Source organism: Pseudomonas sp. COW5 (assembly GCF_026240005.1).
Taxonomy (GTDB): domain Bacteria; phylum Pseudomonadota; class Gammaproteobacteria; order Pseudomonadales; family Pseudomonadaceae; genus Aquipseudomonas; species Aquipseudomonas kribbensis.
Window position 1 is genome coordinate 2,519,605 of sequence record NZ_JAPHVP010000001.1, and the last position, 14,880, is coordinate 2,534,484.

Consider the following 14,880-nt stretch of genomic DNA (forward strand, 5'->3'; position numbering starts at 1 on the left):
ACTGCGACGGTGCTCACACTTGGCCGTATTGCTGCCCGTGTCGCAGCCAGCGGTCGAGCAACGGGCTGACGTGCGCAGGCCAGCGTTCGAGCAAGGCCTGGGCGGCATCGCGCACGGCGGGCAACAAATCGGCGTCGCGCATCAGGTCGGCGACCTTGAATTGCAGCAGGCCGGTCTGGCGGGTGCCGAGCATTTCGCCGGGGCCACGCAGTTCGAGGTCTTTTTCGGCGATGACGAAACCGTCGTTGGTCTCGCGCATGATGCCCAGGCGCTGGCGGCCGATCTGCGACAGCGGCGGATGGTAGAGCAGCACGCAGTGGCTGACCGCGCTACCCCGACCGACGCGGCCACGCAACTGGTGCAGTTGCGCGAGGCCGAGGCGCTCGGGGTTTTCGATGATCATCAGGCTGGCGTTGGGTACGTCGACGCCGACTTCAATCACGGTGGTGGCAACCAGCAGTTGCAGGTTGCCGGCCTTGAATTCAGCCATGACGGCGGCTTTCTCGGCGGGTTTCATGCGGCCGTGGATCAGCCCGACCTTTAGCTCGCCGAGGGCGGCGGTGAGGTCTTCGAAGGTGGTTTCGGCGGCCTGGCAGGTCAGCTCTTCGGACTCTTCGATCAGCGTGCACACCCAATAGGCCTGACGACCCTCGGCGCAGGCACTGCGCACCCGTTCGATGACTTCGACGCGGCGGGTGTCGGTGACCAGCACGGTGTTGACCGGGGTTCGACCCGGCGGCAGTTCGTCGAGGATCGAGGTGTCGAGGTCGGCGTAGGCGCTCATCGCCAGCGTCCGCGGAATCGGCGTGGCGGTCATGATCAATTGATGCGGACACATGCGCCCGCCGACGCCTTTCTGCCGCAGCGCCAGACGCTGTTGCACGCCGAAGCGGTGTTGTTCGTCGATGATCACCAGCGCGAGGTTCTTGAACTGCACTTCATCCTGGAACAGCGCGTGAGTGCCGACCACCATCGGCGTGCCGCTGGCGATCTGTTCCAGCGCGGCCACGCGGTTCTTGCCCTTGAGCTTGCCGGCCAGCCACGCCACGTCGATGCCCAGCGGTTCGAGCCAGCGCTTGAAAGTGATGAAGTGCTGCTCGGCGAGGATCTCGGTCGGCGCCATCAGGGCGACCTGATAACCCGCCTCCAGCGCTTGCAGCGCGGCGAGGGCGGCGACCACGGTTTTGCCCGCGCCGACGTCGCCCTGAATCAGCCGCAGCATTGGCTCGTGCTGGCTGAGGTCGTAGGCGATTTCGTTGCCGACTCGCTGTTGCGCGCCGGTCGGGTTGAAACCAAGGTTGGCCAGGTATTTCGCCGGCAGCTTGGTGGCTTTCGGCATTGCCGGCGCACGCAGGGAGCGCATGCTTTCGCGCAGGCGCTGCTGCGATAGCTGGTGAGTCAGCAGTTCTTCGAAAGCCAGGCGATGCTGGGCCCAGTGATGACCGAGGGCGAGTTCGTCGACGTCGGCATCGGCAGGCGGGTTGTGCAGGTAGCGGATCGCGTCGGCCAGCGGCGCCAGTTGATAGTCGCGGGCCAGTTCGGTCGGCAGCCAGTCGGGCAGGGTGGCCGGTTTCAGCAGGGTCAACGTCTGCATGCACAACTGGCGCAGGCGCGCCTGGGTCAGGCCTTCGGTCAGCGGGTAGACCGGGGTCAGGGTTTCATCCACCGGGGGCGGTTCGTCGCCGTTGATGGCGCGGTATTCCGGGTGGTAGATCTCCAGCCCCGAGGCACCGGGCCGGGCTTCGCCGTAGCAGCGAATCCGCGTGCCGCGCTTGAGACCTTCTTTCTGCGCGTTGCTGAAGTGGTAGAAGCGCAGGCTCAAGCCGCCGGTGCCGTCCTGCAAACGCACGACGAGGCTGCGACGTCGGCCCATCACCACGTCGGCGCCGCTGACGGTGCCTTCGACCACGGCGTCTTGCCCCGGCCGCAACGCGCCGATCGGCACCACGCGGGTGCGATCCTGATAACGCAGCGGCAGGTGGAACAGCACGTCCTGGAGGTTTTCCAGACCGACCTTGGCCAGTTTCTCGGCCATGGCTTCACCGACACCCTTGAGTGCGGTGACCGACACCTGCGACAGCTCAGTCATGACGCTGGCTTAACCGGCCGTGACCGGCGCGGCGGGTTTGGCGACCGAGCACAGGCGAATGGAGTCGGCGAGGATCTCGATGGCTTTCGGCCGTGGGAAACTGGCGCGCCAGGCGATGGCCACGGTGCGGAACGGCACCGGTGCCGACAGCGGACGCACTTCGATCACGCCCGGGGCGTAGTGATGACTGTCCACCGCCGACAGCGGCAGGATCGAGATGCCGAGGCCGGACGCGACCATGTGGCGAATGGTTTCCAGCGAGCTGGATTCGACCGTGGTGTGCTTGGCGCCATCGTTGCCCTTGGTCAGGGTCGGGCAGGCTTCCAGCACCTGATCGCGGAAGCAGTGGCCTTCGCCGAGCAGCAGCAGACTCTTGTCGTTGAGCAGCGCGGCGTCGATGGATTCTTTCTGGGTCCACGGGTGCTGGGCCGGCATCAGGACGTAGAACGGCTCGTCGTAGAGCGGCAGGGTCAGCACGTCGGCTTCGTTGAACGGCAGGGCGATGATGATCGCGTCCAGCTCGCCGTTGCGCAGTTTGTCGCGCAATACGTGGGTGAAGTTTTCTTCGATGTACAACGGCATCTGCGGCGCGACCCGGTGCAGTTGCGGAATCAGGTGCGGGAACAGGTACGGGCCGACGGTGTAAATCGCGCCGACTTTCAGCGGGGCGGTCAGCTGGTTCTTGCCGGCTTGGGCCAGTTCGCGGATACCCTGGGCCTGCTCCAGCACTTTCTGTGCCTGGGCGACGATGCCTTCGCCGACCGGGGTCAGGCGCACGGCGCTTTTGCTGCGCTCGAAAATCAGCACACCGAGTTCGTCTTCAAGCTTTTTCACGCCCACCGACAGGGTCGGCTGGCTGACGTGGCAACGCTCGGCCGCGTGGCCGAAATGCTGCTCTTGGGCGAGGGTAACGATGTAGCGTAATTCTGTGAGGGTCATAGCAAGCGTCCATGAAGATGCGGGCCAAGCATACCGGCTGCAATCGATAGACGCACGTTATCAGACTGAGTGATGAATGCGACACCGGGCAATGCCGGTTTGCCGTTGGCAGATATGAGAAAGGCACCTTTCGGTGCCTTTCTGGCGGGATCGAGCCGTGTTCTGCCAATGCAGATCAGCGGCGGCGTTCCAGCGAGTAAACAAACGGCGCAACAATTTCGATCGAGCCATTGGTCAACATGTCGGCCGGTGGCTTGGGCAGCGGTTGGGCGCGGCGGATCATGTCCAGGGTAGCCCGGTCCAGATCAGCGTTGCCGGAGCGGCCCACCAGTTCGAACGACAGCACATTGCCTTCGGCATCGACCACGAAACGCAGCCGGTTCAAGCCTTCCTTGCCCCGTGCCTGTGCGCTTGCCGGGTACTTCTTGTACTTCTGCAAATGCGCGAGCAGGGTGCCTTGCCAGCTGGCCTTGGCCGCCAGTTGTGCTGGCGACGGGCCCGGTGCCGGCTGCGCGGATTTCTCCGTCGGCGCCTGGGTCTGCTGAGGCTCCGCCGGTTTTTCCTCGGAAGGTTTTTCCTTCACAGGCTCCGGTTTCTTCTCAACCGGTTTTGGTGGTTGCGGCTTTGGCTTGGGTTTTGGCTTCGGCTTGGGTACGGCAATCTCTGCCTTGGGGGCTTCGGCCAGTTTCGGGATCGGCAGTTCTTCGACCGGAGCCGGAGGCTGCGGTGGCGTGACGACTTTCGGCGGTGCAGGCGGTGGCGGGGCCGGAACCGGTGCCAGCTCGACCATCATTGCCTGCGGCGGCAGTTCGATGGGCGGGCGGGCGGTCCAGTTCAGCGCCAGCGCGATGGCCAGCGCGTGAACGCCCAGCACCACGGCCAGGCTACCGCTGTAACGCGTCAGCTTATGGCGCGTCGTGATCATTTCTTGACTGCGCTCTCGAGGCCGACCAGACCAACCTTCAGGTAACCGGCGCTGCGCAGCTTGTCCATTACGCTCATCAGGTCGCCGTAATCCACGCCTTTGTCGGCCTGGAAGAAGATGGTGGTGTCTTTCTTGCCATGGGTCCTGGCGTCGAGCACGGCGCCGAGGGTTTCGGCTTTGACTTCGTCGTCACCGATGTACAGGCGCTGGTCAGCCTTGACGCTGAGGAACACCGGTTTCTCTGGCCGCGGCGCCGGTTTGGCGGTCGAGGCAGGCAGGTCAACCTTGATGTCCACGGTGGCCAGCGGAGCAGCCACCATGAAGATGATCAACAGCACCAACATCACGTCGATGAACGGCGTGACGTTGATTTCGTGGTTCTCGGCCAGATCGTCGTCTGCGCCTTCTTTCAAATGCAGGCCCATGGCCGATTACCCCACTTTGACCATGTGCGGCTGCGAGCTGCTGCGCTCAGGCTGGTGGTCAAGGTCGCGGCTGACCAGCAACAGGACTTCTGCCGAGGCATCGGACACCTGAGCCTTGTAGCCGGCGATGGAACGGGCGAACACGTTGTAGATGACCACGGCAGGAATTGCAGCAACCAGACCCAGTGCGGTGGCCAGCAGCGCTTCAGCGATGCCCGGGGCCACGACGGCGAGGTTGGTGGTCTGGGTTTTGGCGATGCCGATGAAGCTGTTCATGATGCCCCACACGGTGCCGAACAGACCGACGAACGGCGCGGTGGAACCGATGGTGGCGAGTACGCCGGTGCCGCTGCTCATGTTGCGGCCACAGGCGGCCACCAGACGCTCGAGGCGGAAGCTGACGCGTTCCTTGATGCCTTCTTTCTCGCGGGAGTTGACCGACAGGCGCATCTCTTCGAGGGCGTCGTGGACCAGCAGGTTGGCGAGGGTGCCTTCCTTCGCCGCAGTGGCGCTGGCTTCTTTAAGGGTGGCGGCTTTTTTCAGGGCAGCGATTTCGCCACGCAGACGACGCTTGGCGCCCATCAGCTCGAAGCCTTTGGCAATCCAGATGGTCCAGGTGATGATCGAAGCGATGGCCAGGCCGATCATTACCATCTTCACGATGATGTCGGCGTTCTGGTACATGCCCCATGGCGACAGGTCGTGGGCCATGCCCAGGGTGTTGTCGGCTTCGAGGACTTCAGGTGCGTCTTCGGCGCTGGCGTCCACGGCCTGAACCGGGTCGGTCGCGGCCGGCGCGGCGGCAGGGGCAGCCGGTGCAGTCTGCTCGTGGGCGGCTGGAGTGGCCGGCGCCTGGGCGTCAGCGAAAGCGGCGGTTGGCGCCAGCATCAGGCTGAGGAGCAGGGCAGCCACCGCGCTCCAGGCGCGAGGTCGGTTGGTTGGCGAAGCGGGGGTTTGAATGCGTGTCATGCTGGCCGGACCTGAGGTAGAAAAACGGTGATGCTCTTCCAGGCCTCGTGAGGCCGAGAACAAAAGTGAGGTGCATTATTGCAAGTAATTCTTGTTAACAGAAGTAATAGAGTTGCTTTTTTTCCTTCATTGCTAGCCGCTCGTCCCCTGCCAGGGCTAGTCTGTCGCTTTCCGATGGGAGATTTTTGATGTCCGCGCCCTCTGTTTTGATCGCCGGTTGCGGTGATGTCGGCAGCCGTCTGGCCACGCAATTGCTGGCTGCCGGCTTCCAGGTGTATGGCCTGCGCCGCAATGTTTCACGTTTGCCGGAAGGCGTTATCGGTGTGGCCGGTGACTTGTTCAATGAAGACTGCCCCGAGACCTGGCCGGTCGGAGCCGTGGATTACCTGGTGTATTGCGCGGCGGCGACCGAGCACGATGAGGCCGGTTATCGCGCGGCTTATGTGCAGGGTTTGCAACATGTCCTGGGCTGGCTGGGCGATTACGGACAGGTGCCGGATCGGCTGCTGTTCGTTTCCAGCAGCAGTGTCTACGGGCAGCAGGACGGGGAGTGGGTGGATGAAAAATCCGAGACCGTTGCCGCTGGTTATTCCGGCCGGGTGATGCTGGAGGCCGAGCAGGTTGCGCTCAACAGCGGCATTCCCGCGAGCATCGTGCGTCTGACCGGCATTTACGGCCCGGGCCGTGAATGGCTGCTGACCCAGGTGCGTCGTGGCTATCGCGTGGCGGTCGAACCGCCGCTGTATGGCAATCGCATCCATGCCGATGATGCGGCGGGTTTGATGGCGTTCCTGCTGGAGGCGAATCGCAAGGGTGTGGCGCTGGATGACATCTACATCGGCGTGGACGATGCGCCGGCACCGCTGGCCGAAGTGGTGGCGTGGTTGCGCGAGTATCTGGGTGTCACCGAATGGTCGGAAGACGAGAGCGTGCGTCGAACCGGCAGCAAGCGTTGCAGCAACGCCCGGGCAAAGGCGTTGGGCTGGGTGCCGAAGTATCCGAGTTATCGCGAGGGGTATGCCGCGATTCTTGAAGGTCGCTGCTGACTTTCAGGCATTAGAAAGTCAATGTGGGAGCGAGCCTGCTCGCGATGAGGTCATAACATTCAACATTGATGTTGATTGTCAGACTGCTATCGCGAGCAGGCTCGCTCCCACATGGGATCTCTGAAGCTTCAAAGCCGGGTTACTGCTTCTCGAGCAACCACTTGCGCTCACCCGGGCTGAACTGCGGTTGTTCATCCGCCAGCGCCGTGTTCACGGCCTGCAAAATTTCCAGCTCCTTGCCCTTGCGAACGAAGATCCAGTTATTGCCCTGGCCGTTCTGTTGCAGCCACATGCTGTCGTTGCCGCTGCTCATCGATGCGCAGTCGCCCGCCAGGCACAAGGCATAGCGGTCGGCACCCGGAAGGCCGGAGACTTGTCCGTCAGCCTGGAATTGCACGGTGGCGCCTTCGCCCTGGCCGCTGGCGATGGTCCAGTTGCCGCCCAGGTAGGCCGAATACAGCGCACGTTCGAAGCTGGCGCCGATCGGTGCGCCTTCCGGCACCGGAATCTGCGCGCGATCGAAGAGCTGCTGAGGTTCGTTTTCGCTGGCAGCCTGATGCAACTGGCCGCCGTCGCGTTTCAGTTCGCTGCCGGAGCTGCCGTAGAAGTCGACTTTCCAGGCGCCGGACTGTTCGCCTTGCAGGCGTCCTTCGACGTTCTCGAAACCGTTGGTGAAGCGGGCCTGTCCGGCCTTGGTGTTGATGTCCCATTCCAGGTTCGGGCCATAGGCCTGAAGCGCTTCACGCAGGGGGCCGCCCTTGGCGGCGGCATCGATGGCGACCTGATTGATCCAGGTGCCGCTGATGTCACGGTCGGCAGGGTTGCTGGCGCAACCGCCGAGGAAAATGGCGAGCAGCGAGAGAGCAAGCGCTTTGCGCATGGTGGAATCCTTTCAAAACCTTTTCTTTACCGCAGAGCAGTCGGCGCGACCTTGAAGGGTCGCGCCGTGCGCATTACTCGATGACCAGAATGGCATCCATTTCAACCTGCGAACCCTTTGGCAGGGCAGCAACGCCGATGGCGGCGCGGGCCGGGTACGGCTGGTCGAAGTACTTGCCCATGATCTCGTTGACCTTGGCGAAGTGGCTCAGGTCGGTGAGGAAGATGTTCAGCTTGACGATGTCCTTGAACGAACCGCCGGCGGCTTCGGCCACGGCTTTCAGGTTCTCGAAGACCTGGACGGTCTGGGCTTCGAAGCCTTCGACCAGTTCCATGGTTTTCGGGTCCAGCGGGATCTGGCCCGACATGTAGACAGTGTTGCCAGCCTTGATCGCCTGGGAGTAAGTGCCGATGGCGGCCGGGGCCTTGTCGCTGGTGATAACGGTCTTGGTCATGTATGACTCCTTGTAATGGTGGGCTCAGGCACGCATGCGGGTGATGCGGATCACCCCGGTCAGTGCGCGCAGTTTCTTGATCACGCGGGCCAGGTGCACACGGTCGTGGACGCTGACCACCAACTGGACGACGCTGATGCGGCCATCGCGCTCGTCCATGCTGATTTTCTCGATATTGCCGTCGGCCGCGTTGACGCTGCTGGCCAGCAGGGCGATCAGGCCGCGCTGGTGTTCCAGCTCGACGCGCAGTTCGACGTTGAATTCGCCGGTGACATCCTTGGCCCACGAGAGCTGGATGCATTTTTCCGGGTTGTGGCGGATTTCGCTGATATTGCGGCAGTTGTCCAGGTGCACGACCATGCCTTTGCCCGCCGACAGGTGACCGACAATCGGGTCGCCCGGGATCGGCGTACAGCACTTGGCGTAGCTGAGCACGAGACCTTCGGTGCCGCGAATCGCCAGTGGCCCTTCCGGGCTTGGCAATTGTTCGCCTTCGCCGAGCAGGCGGCGCGCCACGACATAGGCCATGCGGTTGCCCAGGCCGATGTCTTCCAGCAAATCTTCGATCAGTTCGAGGCGGTATTCGGTGAGCATCGCCTTCACGCGTTCGGCCGGAATCTGTTCCAGCGCGCTGTCGAAACCGTTGAGCACCTTGTTCAGCAGGCGTTCGCCGAGGCTGATGGATTCGGAGCGGCGTTGCAGTTTCAGCGCATGGCGGATGTGGGTCCGCGCCTTGCCGGTGACCACGAAATTGAGCCACGCCGGATTCGGCCGTGCGCCGGGGGCGCTGACGATCTCGACTGTGGAGCCGCTTTGCAGGGGTTCGGACAGCGGTGCGAGACGACGGTTGATCCGGCAGGCGATGCAGCTGTTGCCGACGTCGGTGTGCACCGCGTAGGCAAAGTCGACCGCCGTGGAGCCTTTCGGCAGCTCCATGATCCGGCCTTTGGGCGTGAACACGTAGACCTCGTCCGGGAACAGGTCGATCTTCACGCTCTCGATGAATTCCAGCGAGTTGCCGGCACGTTGCTGCATTTCCAGCACGCCTTTGACCCACTGACGGGCCCGGGCATGGGTGCCTTTCGGTTGCTCGTCGCCGCTGGATTTGTACAGCCAGTGGGCGGCAATGCCGTTGTTGGCCATCTCTTCCATTTCGCGGGTGCGGATCTGGATCTCGATCGGTACACCGTGCATGCCGAAAAGGGTGGTGTGCAGCGACTGATAGCCGTTGGCCTTGGGGATCGCGATGTAATCCTTGAAGCGCCCCGGCAACGGTTTGTACAAATTATGTACAGCACCCAGCACGCGGTAGCAGGTATCGACCTTGTCGACGATGATCCGGAACGCGTAGACGTCCATGATCTCGTTGAAGGCCCGACGCTTGCCGCGCATTTTCTTGTAGATGCCGTAGAGGTGTTTCTGGCGACCGCTGACTTCGCCCTGGATGCCGTCGATGGCGAGGCAATGGCCAAGGGATTCTTCGATCTTGTTGACGATTTCCTTGCGGTTGCCCCGGGCGCGTTTGACCGCCTGGTAGATCCGCGCGGAACGCATCGGGTGCATGGCCTTGAAGCCGAGGTCTTCGAACTCGATGCGGATTGCGTGCATGCCCAGGCGGTTGGCGATGGGTGCGTAGATCTCGAGGGTTTCCTTGGCGATGCGCCGGCGTTTTTCGCCGGACAGCACTTCCAGCGTGCGCATGTTGTGCAGGCGGTCGGCCAGTTTGACCAGGATCACGCGAATGTCGCGCGCCATGGCCATAGCCATTTTCTGGAAGTTTTCAGCCTGGGCTTCGGCCTTGGTCTCGAAGTTCATCTGGGTCAGTTTGCTGACCCCGTCGACCAGTTCGGCCACGGTCTCACCGAACTGCGCTTGCAGCGCTTCCTTGGCAATACCGGTGTCTTCGATTACGTCATGCAGCATCGCAGCCATCAGGCTCTGATGGTCCATGTGCATGTCGGCAAGAATGTTTGCCACGGCAAGAGGATGCGTGACATACGCCTCGCCACTGCGGCGGCGTTGGCCGTCGTGGGCTTGTTCGGCGTAGAAATACGCTCGGCGGACCAGGTTGACCTGGTCGTTGCCGAGGTAGGTCGATAAGCGATCGGCGAGGGCGTCTATGCTCGGCATGATAACTCCTGCCGTAGGCTGTGATCCCGCGCCGTGCTACGTCGACCAGGCATAGGCTTAGACGGCCTCGTTGGACTCGTCCTCGAACGCAGCGAAGACCGGGTCTTCGTGGACGATTTCCTGCTCGGCGATGAACTCGTAGGTAATCATGCCTTCAGCGATTTCACGCAGCGCAACTACGGTCGGTTTGTCGTTTTCCCACTGTACCAGGGGCTCTTTGCCGCCGGTGGCCAGTTGACGGGCACGCTTGGTAGAGAGCATGACCAGCTCAAAGCGGTTTTCCACGTGTTCTAGGCAGTCTTCAACGGTTACGCGGGCCATGGTATTCCTCGGAGCGAATGCAATATGCGCGCTGCCCGGTTGGGCGAGCGGACTCAACAGTTTAAAAAATCACCAGCGATTAGGGAAGCGCTGATTTTTTGACCAGACTCTTCAACGCGCTGCAAGCACCAATGTAAAGCCCTTGCAGCGGTTTTGGGAAGTGCTGTTTCAGCCCAGCAATTCAGCCAGCAATTTGCCGAAACGCACCTGCTGGCGTTTCTGTTGCAGCTGATTGGCGCGGAAAATCGCTTTCAGATCGTCCAGCGCGTGGGCGAAATCGTCGTTGATGATCAGGTAGTCGTACTCGACGTAGTGGCTCATCTCGCTGACGGCTTCGCGCATCCGGCCGGCAATGATTTCGTCGCTGTCCTGGCCACGGTTGGTCAGGCGCTGGTGCAGGGCCTGCAGCGATGGCGGCAGGATGAAGATCGAACGGGCCTGGGGCATCAGCTTGCGCACCTGCTCGGCGCCTTGCCAGTCGATTTCCAGAATCAGGTCGTGACCTTCGTCCAGGGTCTGCTGCAGGCGGCTTTGCGAGGTGCCGTAGAAGTTGCCGAAGACTTCGGCGCGTTCGAGGAAGTCGCCGTGCTCGCCCATCTTCACGAACTCTTCGCGGGTTACGAAGTGATAGTTCACGCCGTCCACTTCGCCCGGGCGCATGGCGCGGGTGGTGTGGGAAATCGAGACGCGGATTTCCGGGTTGGCGTCGGTCAGGGCCTTGACCAGGCTGCTCTTGCCCGCGCCCGAAGGGGCGGAAATGATGTACAGGGTGCCGGTGCTGTGGGTCATGTCTGTTGCCTTACTCAATATTCTGCACTTGTTCGCGCATCTGCTCGATCAACACCTTGAGGTTGACCGCCGCCTGGGTGCTGCGCGGGTCGAAGGCCTTGGAGCCCAGTGTGTTGGCTTCGCGGTTGAGCTCCTGCATCAGGAAGTCCAGGCGCCGGCCGGCGGCACCGCCGGATTTCAGCACCCGGCGAACTTCGATGATGTGGGTGCTCAGGCGATCCAGTTCTTCAGCCACGTCGCTCTTTTGCGCTAGCATGACCATTTCCTGTTCCAGGCGCTGCGGGTCCATCTCGGCCTTCATGTCGGCGAAGCGGTCGAGGACTTTCTGGCGCTGGGTGGCGAGCATCTGCGGAACCAGTTCGCGCAGGGTCACCACGTCTTCCTCGATGGAGGTCAGGCGATCGTTGATCAGGCGTGCCAGCTCCGCGCCTTCGCGCTCGCGGCCGGCCTTGAGGTCTTTCAGGCCCTGATTGAACAAGGCCAATGCCTCGGCGTTCAGCGCTTGCGGGTCGGTGGCGTCGGCGACCAGCACGCCCGGCCAGGCCAGCACCTCCAGCGGATTCAGCGCCGCCGGGTTCTTGATCAGGCCGGCGACGGTCTCGGCAGCGGCGACCAATTGTGCAGCGCGCTCGCGATCCACTTGCAATGGCTTGCCGGTGCTTTCCTCGGTAAAGCGCAAGGTGCATTCCAGTTTGCCACGCGACAGGCCCTGGCGCAGGGCTTCGCGGACGGCGCCTTCGAGGTCGCGAAACGATTCCGGCAGGCGCAGGTGGGGTTCCAGGTAGCGGCTGTTGACCGAGCGCAGCTCCCAGCTCAGGGTGCCCTGAACGCCGGCTTTCTCGACGCGGGCGAAGGCGGTCATGCTGTGCACCATGGGGTGACCTCGCGATACAGATCGGCGCGAATTGAAGCTTCGCAGCTCGATATCAATGAATTTAAGCCGACTGGCAGCAAAGGCGCAGGATTGTAGCGCAGTGCGGCAGATGCGCCCAAACACACGGTGTGACAAAGGGCTGCAGGCCGTCGGCGAAGCGCGTTTCAGGGCCCTTGAACGACGGCCGGAATTTTTAAGCAGTGCCCAGGCACGGTGCGCAGCTCTATAATGCTCCGCAGTTTTCCGTCCCCAGTACAGGTATCTCCTATGAAACGTCCAAGTGGTCGCGCTGCCGATCAGCTCCGCTCGATCCGCATTACCCGCAACTACACCAAGCACGCCGAAGGGTCGGTACTGGTCGAATTCGGTGATACCAAAGTCATCTGCACCGTCAGCGTCGAAAACGGCGTGCCGCGTTTTCTCAAAGGTCAGGGCCAGGGCTGGCTGACCGCCGAGTACGGCATGCTGCCGCGCGCCACCGGCGAGCGTAACCAGCGTGAAGCGAGCCGTGGCAAGCAGGGTGGCCGCACCCTGGAAATCCAGCGCCTGATCGGCCGCTCCCTGCGCGCCGCGCTGGACATGTCCAAGCTGGGCGACGTCACCCTGTACGTCGACTGCGATGTGATCCAGGCCGACGGCGGCACCCGTACCGCGTCGATCACCGGTGCCATGGTTGCACTGGTCGATGCCCTGAAAGTGATCAAGAAACGCGGCGGCCTGAAGGGCGGCGACCCGCTCAAGCAAATGATCGGTGCCGTTTCCGTGGGCATGTACCAGGGCGAACCGGTGCTGGATCTCGACTATCTTGAAGACTCCGCCGCAGAGACTGACCTGAACGTGGTGATGACCAGCACCGGCGGTTTCATCGAAGTGCAGGGCACTGCCGAAGGTGCGCCGTTCCAGCCTGAAGAGCTGACCGCGATGCTGGAACTGGCCAAGAAAGGCATGAACGAGATCTTCGAACTGCAAACGGCCGCACTGGCTGACTGAGACGGTTCGTACCCGCAAGGAAGACGCGATGAGTGATGAGCAAGAGTTGCTGCCCAAGCCGAGCCAGGAGGTTCGCCAGTGGGCGATGTTCTGTCACTTGTCCGGCTTGCTGGGGATCTGGTTTCCATTTGGCAGTTTGATCGGGCCCCTGATCCTCTGGCAGATGAAGCGCGAGAAGGACTCGTTTATTGATGCGCAGGGTAGGGAAGCACTGAATTTTCAGATCACGATGACCATTGCTACGCTCATTAGCGTGGGGCTGACAGTAGTGCTTATCGGGTATCTGCTGATTATCCCGGTGGTCATTTGCTCGTTTGTGCTGCCGATTATTGCCGGGGTGAAGGCTAACAACGGATTCCCTTACCGCTATCCGTTCACTTGGCGATTGGTCAAATAACGATCAACTCTAGTCCCCTGCATAAAAGCAAAAATCAGCGCCCACAAAAAAGCCGACAGCGATGTCGGCTTTTTTGCATCCACGAATCGACGCTTAGATGGTCAGCGTCCAGTCGTAGTCCACGATCAGCGGCGCGTGTTGCGAGAACCGAGGCTGACGCGGCAGGCGTGCGCTGCGCACAAAGCGCCGCAGGCCCGGGGTCAGGATCTGGTAGTCGAAGCGCCAGCCCAGATTCAGCATCTCGGCCTGTTCGTTGTCCGGCCACCAGCTGTACTGGTCGCCTTCACGGCTGACTTCGCGCAGGGCGTCTACGTAGCCCATGTTGCCGACAATCTCGTCCATCCAGGCACGTTCCGGCGCCAGGAAGCCCGGGGATTGCTGGCTGTCGCGCCAGTTCTTGATGTCGAGCTTCTGCTGCGCGACGTACAGCGAGCCACAATAAATGTACTCGCGACGTTTGCGCCGCTGTTTGTCCAGGTACTTGCCGAAGTCGTCCATGAGCTTGAACTTCTGGTTCAAGTCCTCATCGCCGTTCATCCCCGAAGGAAGCAGCAAGGTGGCAATACTGACTTTGTCGAAATCTGCTTGCAGGTAGCGCCCGTAGCGGTCGGCCGTCTCGAAACCGAGACCGCTGATGACAGCCTTCGGTTGCAACCGCGAATACAAAGCCACGCCGCCTTGGGCAGGGACTTCAGCATCGCAGGCATAAAGGAAGTAGCCGTCCAGTTGGAAGGCTGGGTCATCCAGTTCAAAGGCGGAGGCACGGGTGTCCTGCAGGCAGATGACGTCGGCATTCTGTGCTTGCAGCCAACTGAGCAAACCGCGCTCGACTGCAGCCTGAATACCATTGACGTTCACACTGATGATCCGCATAAATGGCCCCAAAAATCGCGTGCGTGTATGATACACGGCGTCAAGCTAATTAGCTAAATCCGTGGTATTTGGGGTTTTTTTCATGCAAGCGTATCAGCGCGATTTCATTCGTTTTGCCATCGATCGCGGCGTTTTGCGCTTCGGTGAGTTCACCCTGAAGTCCGGACGCACCAGTCCTTACTTCTTCAACGCCGGCCTGTTCAACTCGGGTTCGGCCCTGGCGCAGCTGGGTCGTTTCTACGCCGCAGCCATCGCCGAGAGCGGTATTCCGTTCGACGTGCTGTTCGGCCCGGCCTACAAAGGCATCCCGCTGGCGGCAACCACCGCCGTGGCGCTGGCTGAGCACCACAACCGTGATTTGCCATGGTGCTTCAACCGTAAGGAAGCCAAGGCCCACGGCGAGGGCGGTAGCCTCGTTGGCGCGCCGCTGACCGGTGAAGTGCTGATCATCGACGACGTGATCACCGCTGGCACCGCGATCCGTGAAGTGATGCAGATCATCGCTTCCCAGGACGGCGCCAAGGCCGCCGGCGTGCTGATCGCCCTGAACCGTCAGGAGCGCGGCAACGGCGAGCTGTCGGCCATCCAGGAAGTCGAGCGTGATTTCGGCATTCCGGTCATCAGCATCGTGTCGCTGAATCAGGTGCTGGAATTCCTGGCTGACGATCCGCAGCTCAAGCAGCACCTGCCTGCCGTTGAAGCCTATCGCGCCCAGTTCGGCGTCTGATCGCTTCTTCAGGCAAAAAAAGACCCCGCTCAGTCAGGCTGAGCGGGGTCTT

Annotated in this window: 16 protein-coding genes; 4 read left to right on the top strand and 12 right to left on the bottom strand. The window is 61.9% G+C overall.

Going from position 1 to position 14,880, the window contains the following annotated elements:
- Window positions 1–13 precede the first annotated feature (13 nt).
- From recG to exbB, 5 genes are all read right to left on the bottom strand, one after another.
- Entirely contained in the window at window positions 14–2,089 is a 2,076-nt protein-coding gene (recG, locus tag OQ248_RS11360) for an ATP-dependent DNA helicase RecG (protein ID WP_265812882.1), read from the bottom strand.
- 9 nt (window positions 2,090–2,098) lie between these two features.
- Window positions 2,099–3,028: a hydrogen peroxide-inducible genes activator gene (locus OQ248_RS11365; protein WP_064379831.1), complete on the bottom strand. Its 930-nt coding sequence runs from the start codon at window positions 3,026–3,028 to the stop codon at window positions 2,099–2,101.
- Window positions 3,029–3,203: 175 nt separating this feature from the next.
- Window positions 3,204–3,953 carry an energy transducer TonB gene (locus OQ248_RS11370; protein WP_114886336.1) on the bottom strand — a complete coding sequence of 250 codons (750 nt, stop codon included), beginning with the start codon at window positions 3,951–3,953 and terminating at the stop codon, window positions 3,204–3,206.
- Window positions 3,950–4,378 carry a TonB system transport protein ExbD gene (gene exbD, locus OQ248_RS11375; RefSeq protein ID WP_085708863.1) on the bottom strand — a complete coding sequence of 143 codons (429 nt, stop codon included), beginning with the start codon at window positions 4,376–4,378 and terminating at the stop codon, window positions 3,950–3,952. The genes OQ248_RS11370 and exbD overlap by 4 nt, the downstream gene beginning before the upstream one ends.
- Before the next feature lie 6 nt (window positions 4,379–4,384).
- Window positions 4,385–5,347, bottom strand: a complete 963-nt coding sequence (gene exbB, locus OQ248_RS11380) for a tonB-system energizer ExbB (protein ID WP_248742386.1) — start codon at window positions 5,345–5,347, stop codon at window positions 4,385–4,387.
- Window positions 5,348–5,535: 188 nt separating this feature from the next.
- On the opposite strand from exbB, the gene OQ248_RS11385 reads away from it, so the two are divergent.
- Window positions 5,536–6,393, top strand: a complete 858-nt coding sequence (locus OQ248_RS11385) for an SDR family oxidoreductase (RefSeq protein WP_265812883.1) — start codon at window positions 5,536–5,538, stop codon at window positions 6,391–6,393.
- A 139-nt stretch (window positions 6,394–6,532) separates the two neighbouring features.
- Here the strand turns inward: OQ248_RS11385 and OQ248_RS11390 are convergent, their stop codons facing one another.
- The 6 genes from OQ248_RS11390 to OQ248_RS11415 all read right to left on the bottom strand — a co-directional run bounded on the left by OQ248_RS11390 (window position 6,533) and on the right by OQ248_RS11415 (window position 11,841).
- Complete coding sequence (locus OQ248_RS11390) at window positions 6,533–7,273, bottom strand: hypothetical protein (RefSeq protein ID WP_114886331.1); 741 nt, start codon at window positions 7,271–7,273, stop codon at window positions 6,533–6,535.
- 73 nt (window positions 7,274–7,346) lie between these two features.
- Window positions 7,347–7,727 carry a RidA family protein gene (locus OQ248_RS11395; protein ID WP_003229509.1) on the bottom strand — a complete coding sequence of 127 codons (381 nt, stop codon included), beginning with the start codon at window positions 7,725–7,727 and terminating at the stop codon, window positions 7,347–7,349.
- Window positions 7,728–7,751: 24 nt separating this feature from the next.
- Window positions 7,752–9,857, bottom strand: a complete 2,106-nt coding sequence (gene spoT / locus OQ248_RS11400; protein WP_007954439.1) for a bifunctional GTP diphosphokinase/guanosine-3',5'-bis pyrophosphate 3'-pyrophosphohydrolase — start codon at window positions 9,855–9,857, stop codon at window positions 7,752–7,754.
- Between the two features lie 57 nt (window positions 9,858–9,914).
- Window positions 9,915–10,178 carry a DNA-directed RNA polymerase subunit omega gene (gene rpoZ / locus OQ248_RS11405; RefSeq protein ID WP_119426810.1) on the bottom strand — a complete coding sequence of 88 codons (264 nt, stop codon included), beginning with the start codon at window positions 10,176–10,178 and terminating at the stop codon, window positions 9,915–9,917.
- Window positions 10,179–10,346: 168 nt separating this feature from the next.
- The gene (gene gmk / locus OQ248_RS11410; protein WP_065258181.1) at window positions 10,347–10,967 is read right to left on the bottom strand and encodes a guanylate kinase; all 621 of its coding nucleotides are present in this window, start codon (window positions 10,965–10,967) and stop codon (window positions 10,347–10,349) included.
- Between the two features lie 10 nt (window positions 10,968–10,977).
- The gene (locus OQ248_RS11415; RefSeq protein WP_007954440.1) at window positions 10,978–11,841 is read right to left on the bottom strand and encodes a YicC/YloC family endoribonuclease; all 864 of its coding nucleotides are present in this window, start codon (window positions 11,839–11,841) and stop codon (window positions 10,978–10,980) included.
- A 267-nt stretch (window positions 11,842–12,108) separates the two neighbouring features.
- Between OQ248_RS11415 and rph the strand changes: the two genes are divergently transcribed.
- On the top strand, window positions 12,109–12,831 hold the full coding sequence (gene rph, locus OQ248_RS11420; protein ID WP_085708868.1) for a ribonuclease PH: 723 nt from the start codon (window positions 12,109–12,111) through the stop codon (window positions 12,829–12,831).
- 28 nt (window positions 12,832–12,859) lie between these two features.
- Complete coding sequence (locus tag OQ248_RS11425) at window positions 12,860–13,228, top strand: DUF4870 domain-containing protein (RefSeq protein WP_265812884.1); 369 nt, start codon at window positions 12,860–12,862, stop codon at window positions 13,226–13,228.
- A 93-nt stretch (window positions 13,229–13,321) separates the two neighbouring features.
- Here OQ248_RS11425 and OQ248_RS11430 read toward each other — a convergent pair whose 3' ends face one another.
- On the bottom strand, window positions 13,322–14,101 hold the full coding sequence (locus OQ248_RS11430) for an exodeoxyribonuclease III (RefSeq protein WP_007920349.1): 780 nt from the start codon (window positions 14,099–14,101) through the stop codon (window positions 13,322–13,324).
- A gap of 82 nt (window positions 14,102–14,183) precedes the next feature.
- On the opposite strand from OQ248_RS11430, the gene pyrE reads away from it, so the two are divergent.
- Window positions 14,184–14,828 carry an orotate phosphoribosyltransferase gene (gene pyrE, locus OQ248_RS11435; RefSeq protein ID WP_007954442.1) on the top strand — a complete coding sequence of 215 codons (645 nt, stop codon included), beginning with the start codon at window positions 14,184–14,186 and terminating at the stop codon, window positions 14,826–14,828.
- The last annotated feature ends 52 nt before the right edge of the window (window positions 14,829–14,880 follow it).

Coding starts and splice junctions, on each gene's coding strand:
- recG (WP_265812882.1), bottom strand. CDS start 2,089: ATGACTGAGCTGTCGCAGGTGTCGGTCACCGCACTCAAGGGTGTCGGT.
- OQ248_RS11365 (WP_064379831.1), bottom strand. CDS start 3,028: ATGACCCTCACAGAATTACGCTACATCGTTACCCTCGCCCAAGAGCAG.
- OQ248_RS11370 (WP_114886336.1), bottom strand. CDS start 3,953: ATGATCACGACGCGCCATAAGCTGACGCGTTACAGCGGTAGCCTGGCC.
- exbD (WP_085708863.1), bottom strand. CDS start 4,378: ATGGGCCTGCATTTGAAAGAAGGCGCAGACGACGATCTGGCCGAGAAC.
- exbB (WP_248742386.1), bottom strand. CDS start 5,347: ATGACACGCATTCAAACCCCCGCTTCGCCAACCAACCGACCTCGCGCC.
- OQ248_RS11385 (WP_265812883.1), top strand. CDS start 5,536: ATGTCCGCGCCCTCTGTTTTGATCGCCGGTTGCGGTGATGTCGGCAGC.
- OQ248_RS11390 (WP_114886331.1), bottom strand. CDS start 7,273: ATGCGCAAAGCGCTTGCTCTCTCGCTGCTCGCCATTTTCCTCGGCGGT.
- OQ248_RS11395 (WP_003229509.1), bottom strand. CDS start 7,727: ATGACCAAGACCGTTATCACCAGCGACAAGGCCCCGGCCGCCATCGGC.
- spoT (WP_007954439.1), bottom strand. CDS start 9,857: ATGCCGAGCATAGACGCCCTCGCCGATCGCTTATCGACCTACCTCGGC.
- rpoZ (WP_119426810.1), bottom strand. CDS start 10,178: ATGGCCCGCGTAACCGTTGAAGACTGCCTAGAACACGTGGAAAACCGC.
- gmk (WP_065258181.1), bottom strand. CDS start 10,967: ATGACCCACAGCACCGGCACCCTGTACATCATTTCCGCCCCTTCGGGC.
- OQ248_RS11415 (WP_007954440.1), bottom strand. CDS start 11,841: ATGGTGCACAGCATGACCGCCTTCGCCCGCGTCGAGAAAGCCGGCGTT.
- rph (WP_085708868.1), top strand. CDS start 12,109: ATGAAACGTCCAAGTGGTCGCGCTGCCGATCAGCTCCGCTCGATCCGC.
- OQ248_RS11425 (WP_265812884.1), top strand. CDS start 12,860: ATGAGTGATGAGCAAGAGTTGCTGCCCAAGCCGAGCCAGGAGGTTCGC.
- OQ248_RS11430 (WP_007920349.1), bottom strand. CDS start 14,101: ATGCGGATCATCAGTGTGAACGTCAATGGTATTCAGGCTGCAGTCGAG.
- pyrE (WP_007954442.1), top strand. CDS start 14,184: ATGCAAGCGTATCAGCGCGATTTCATTCGTTTTGCCATCGATCGCGGC.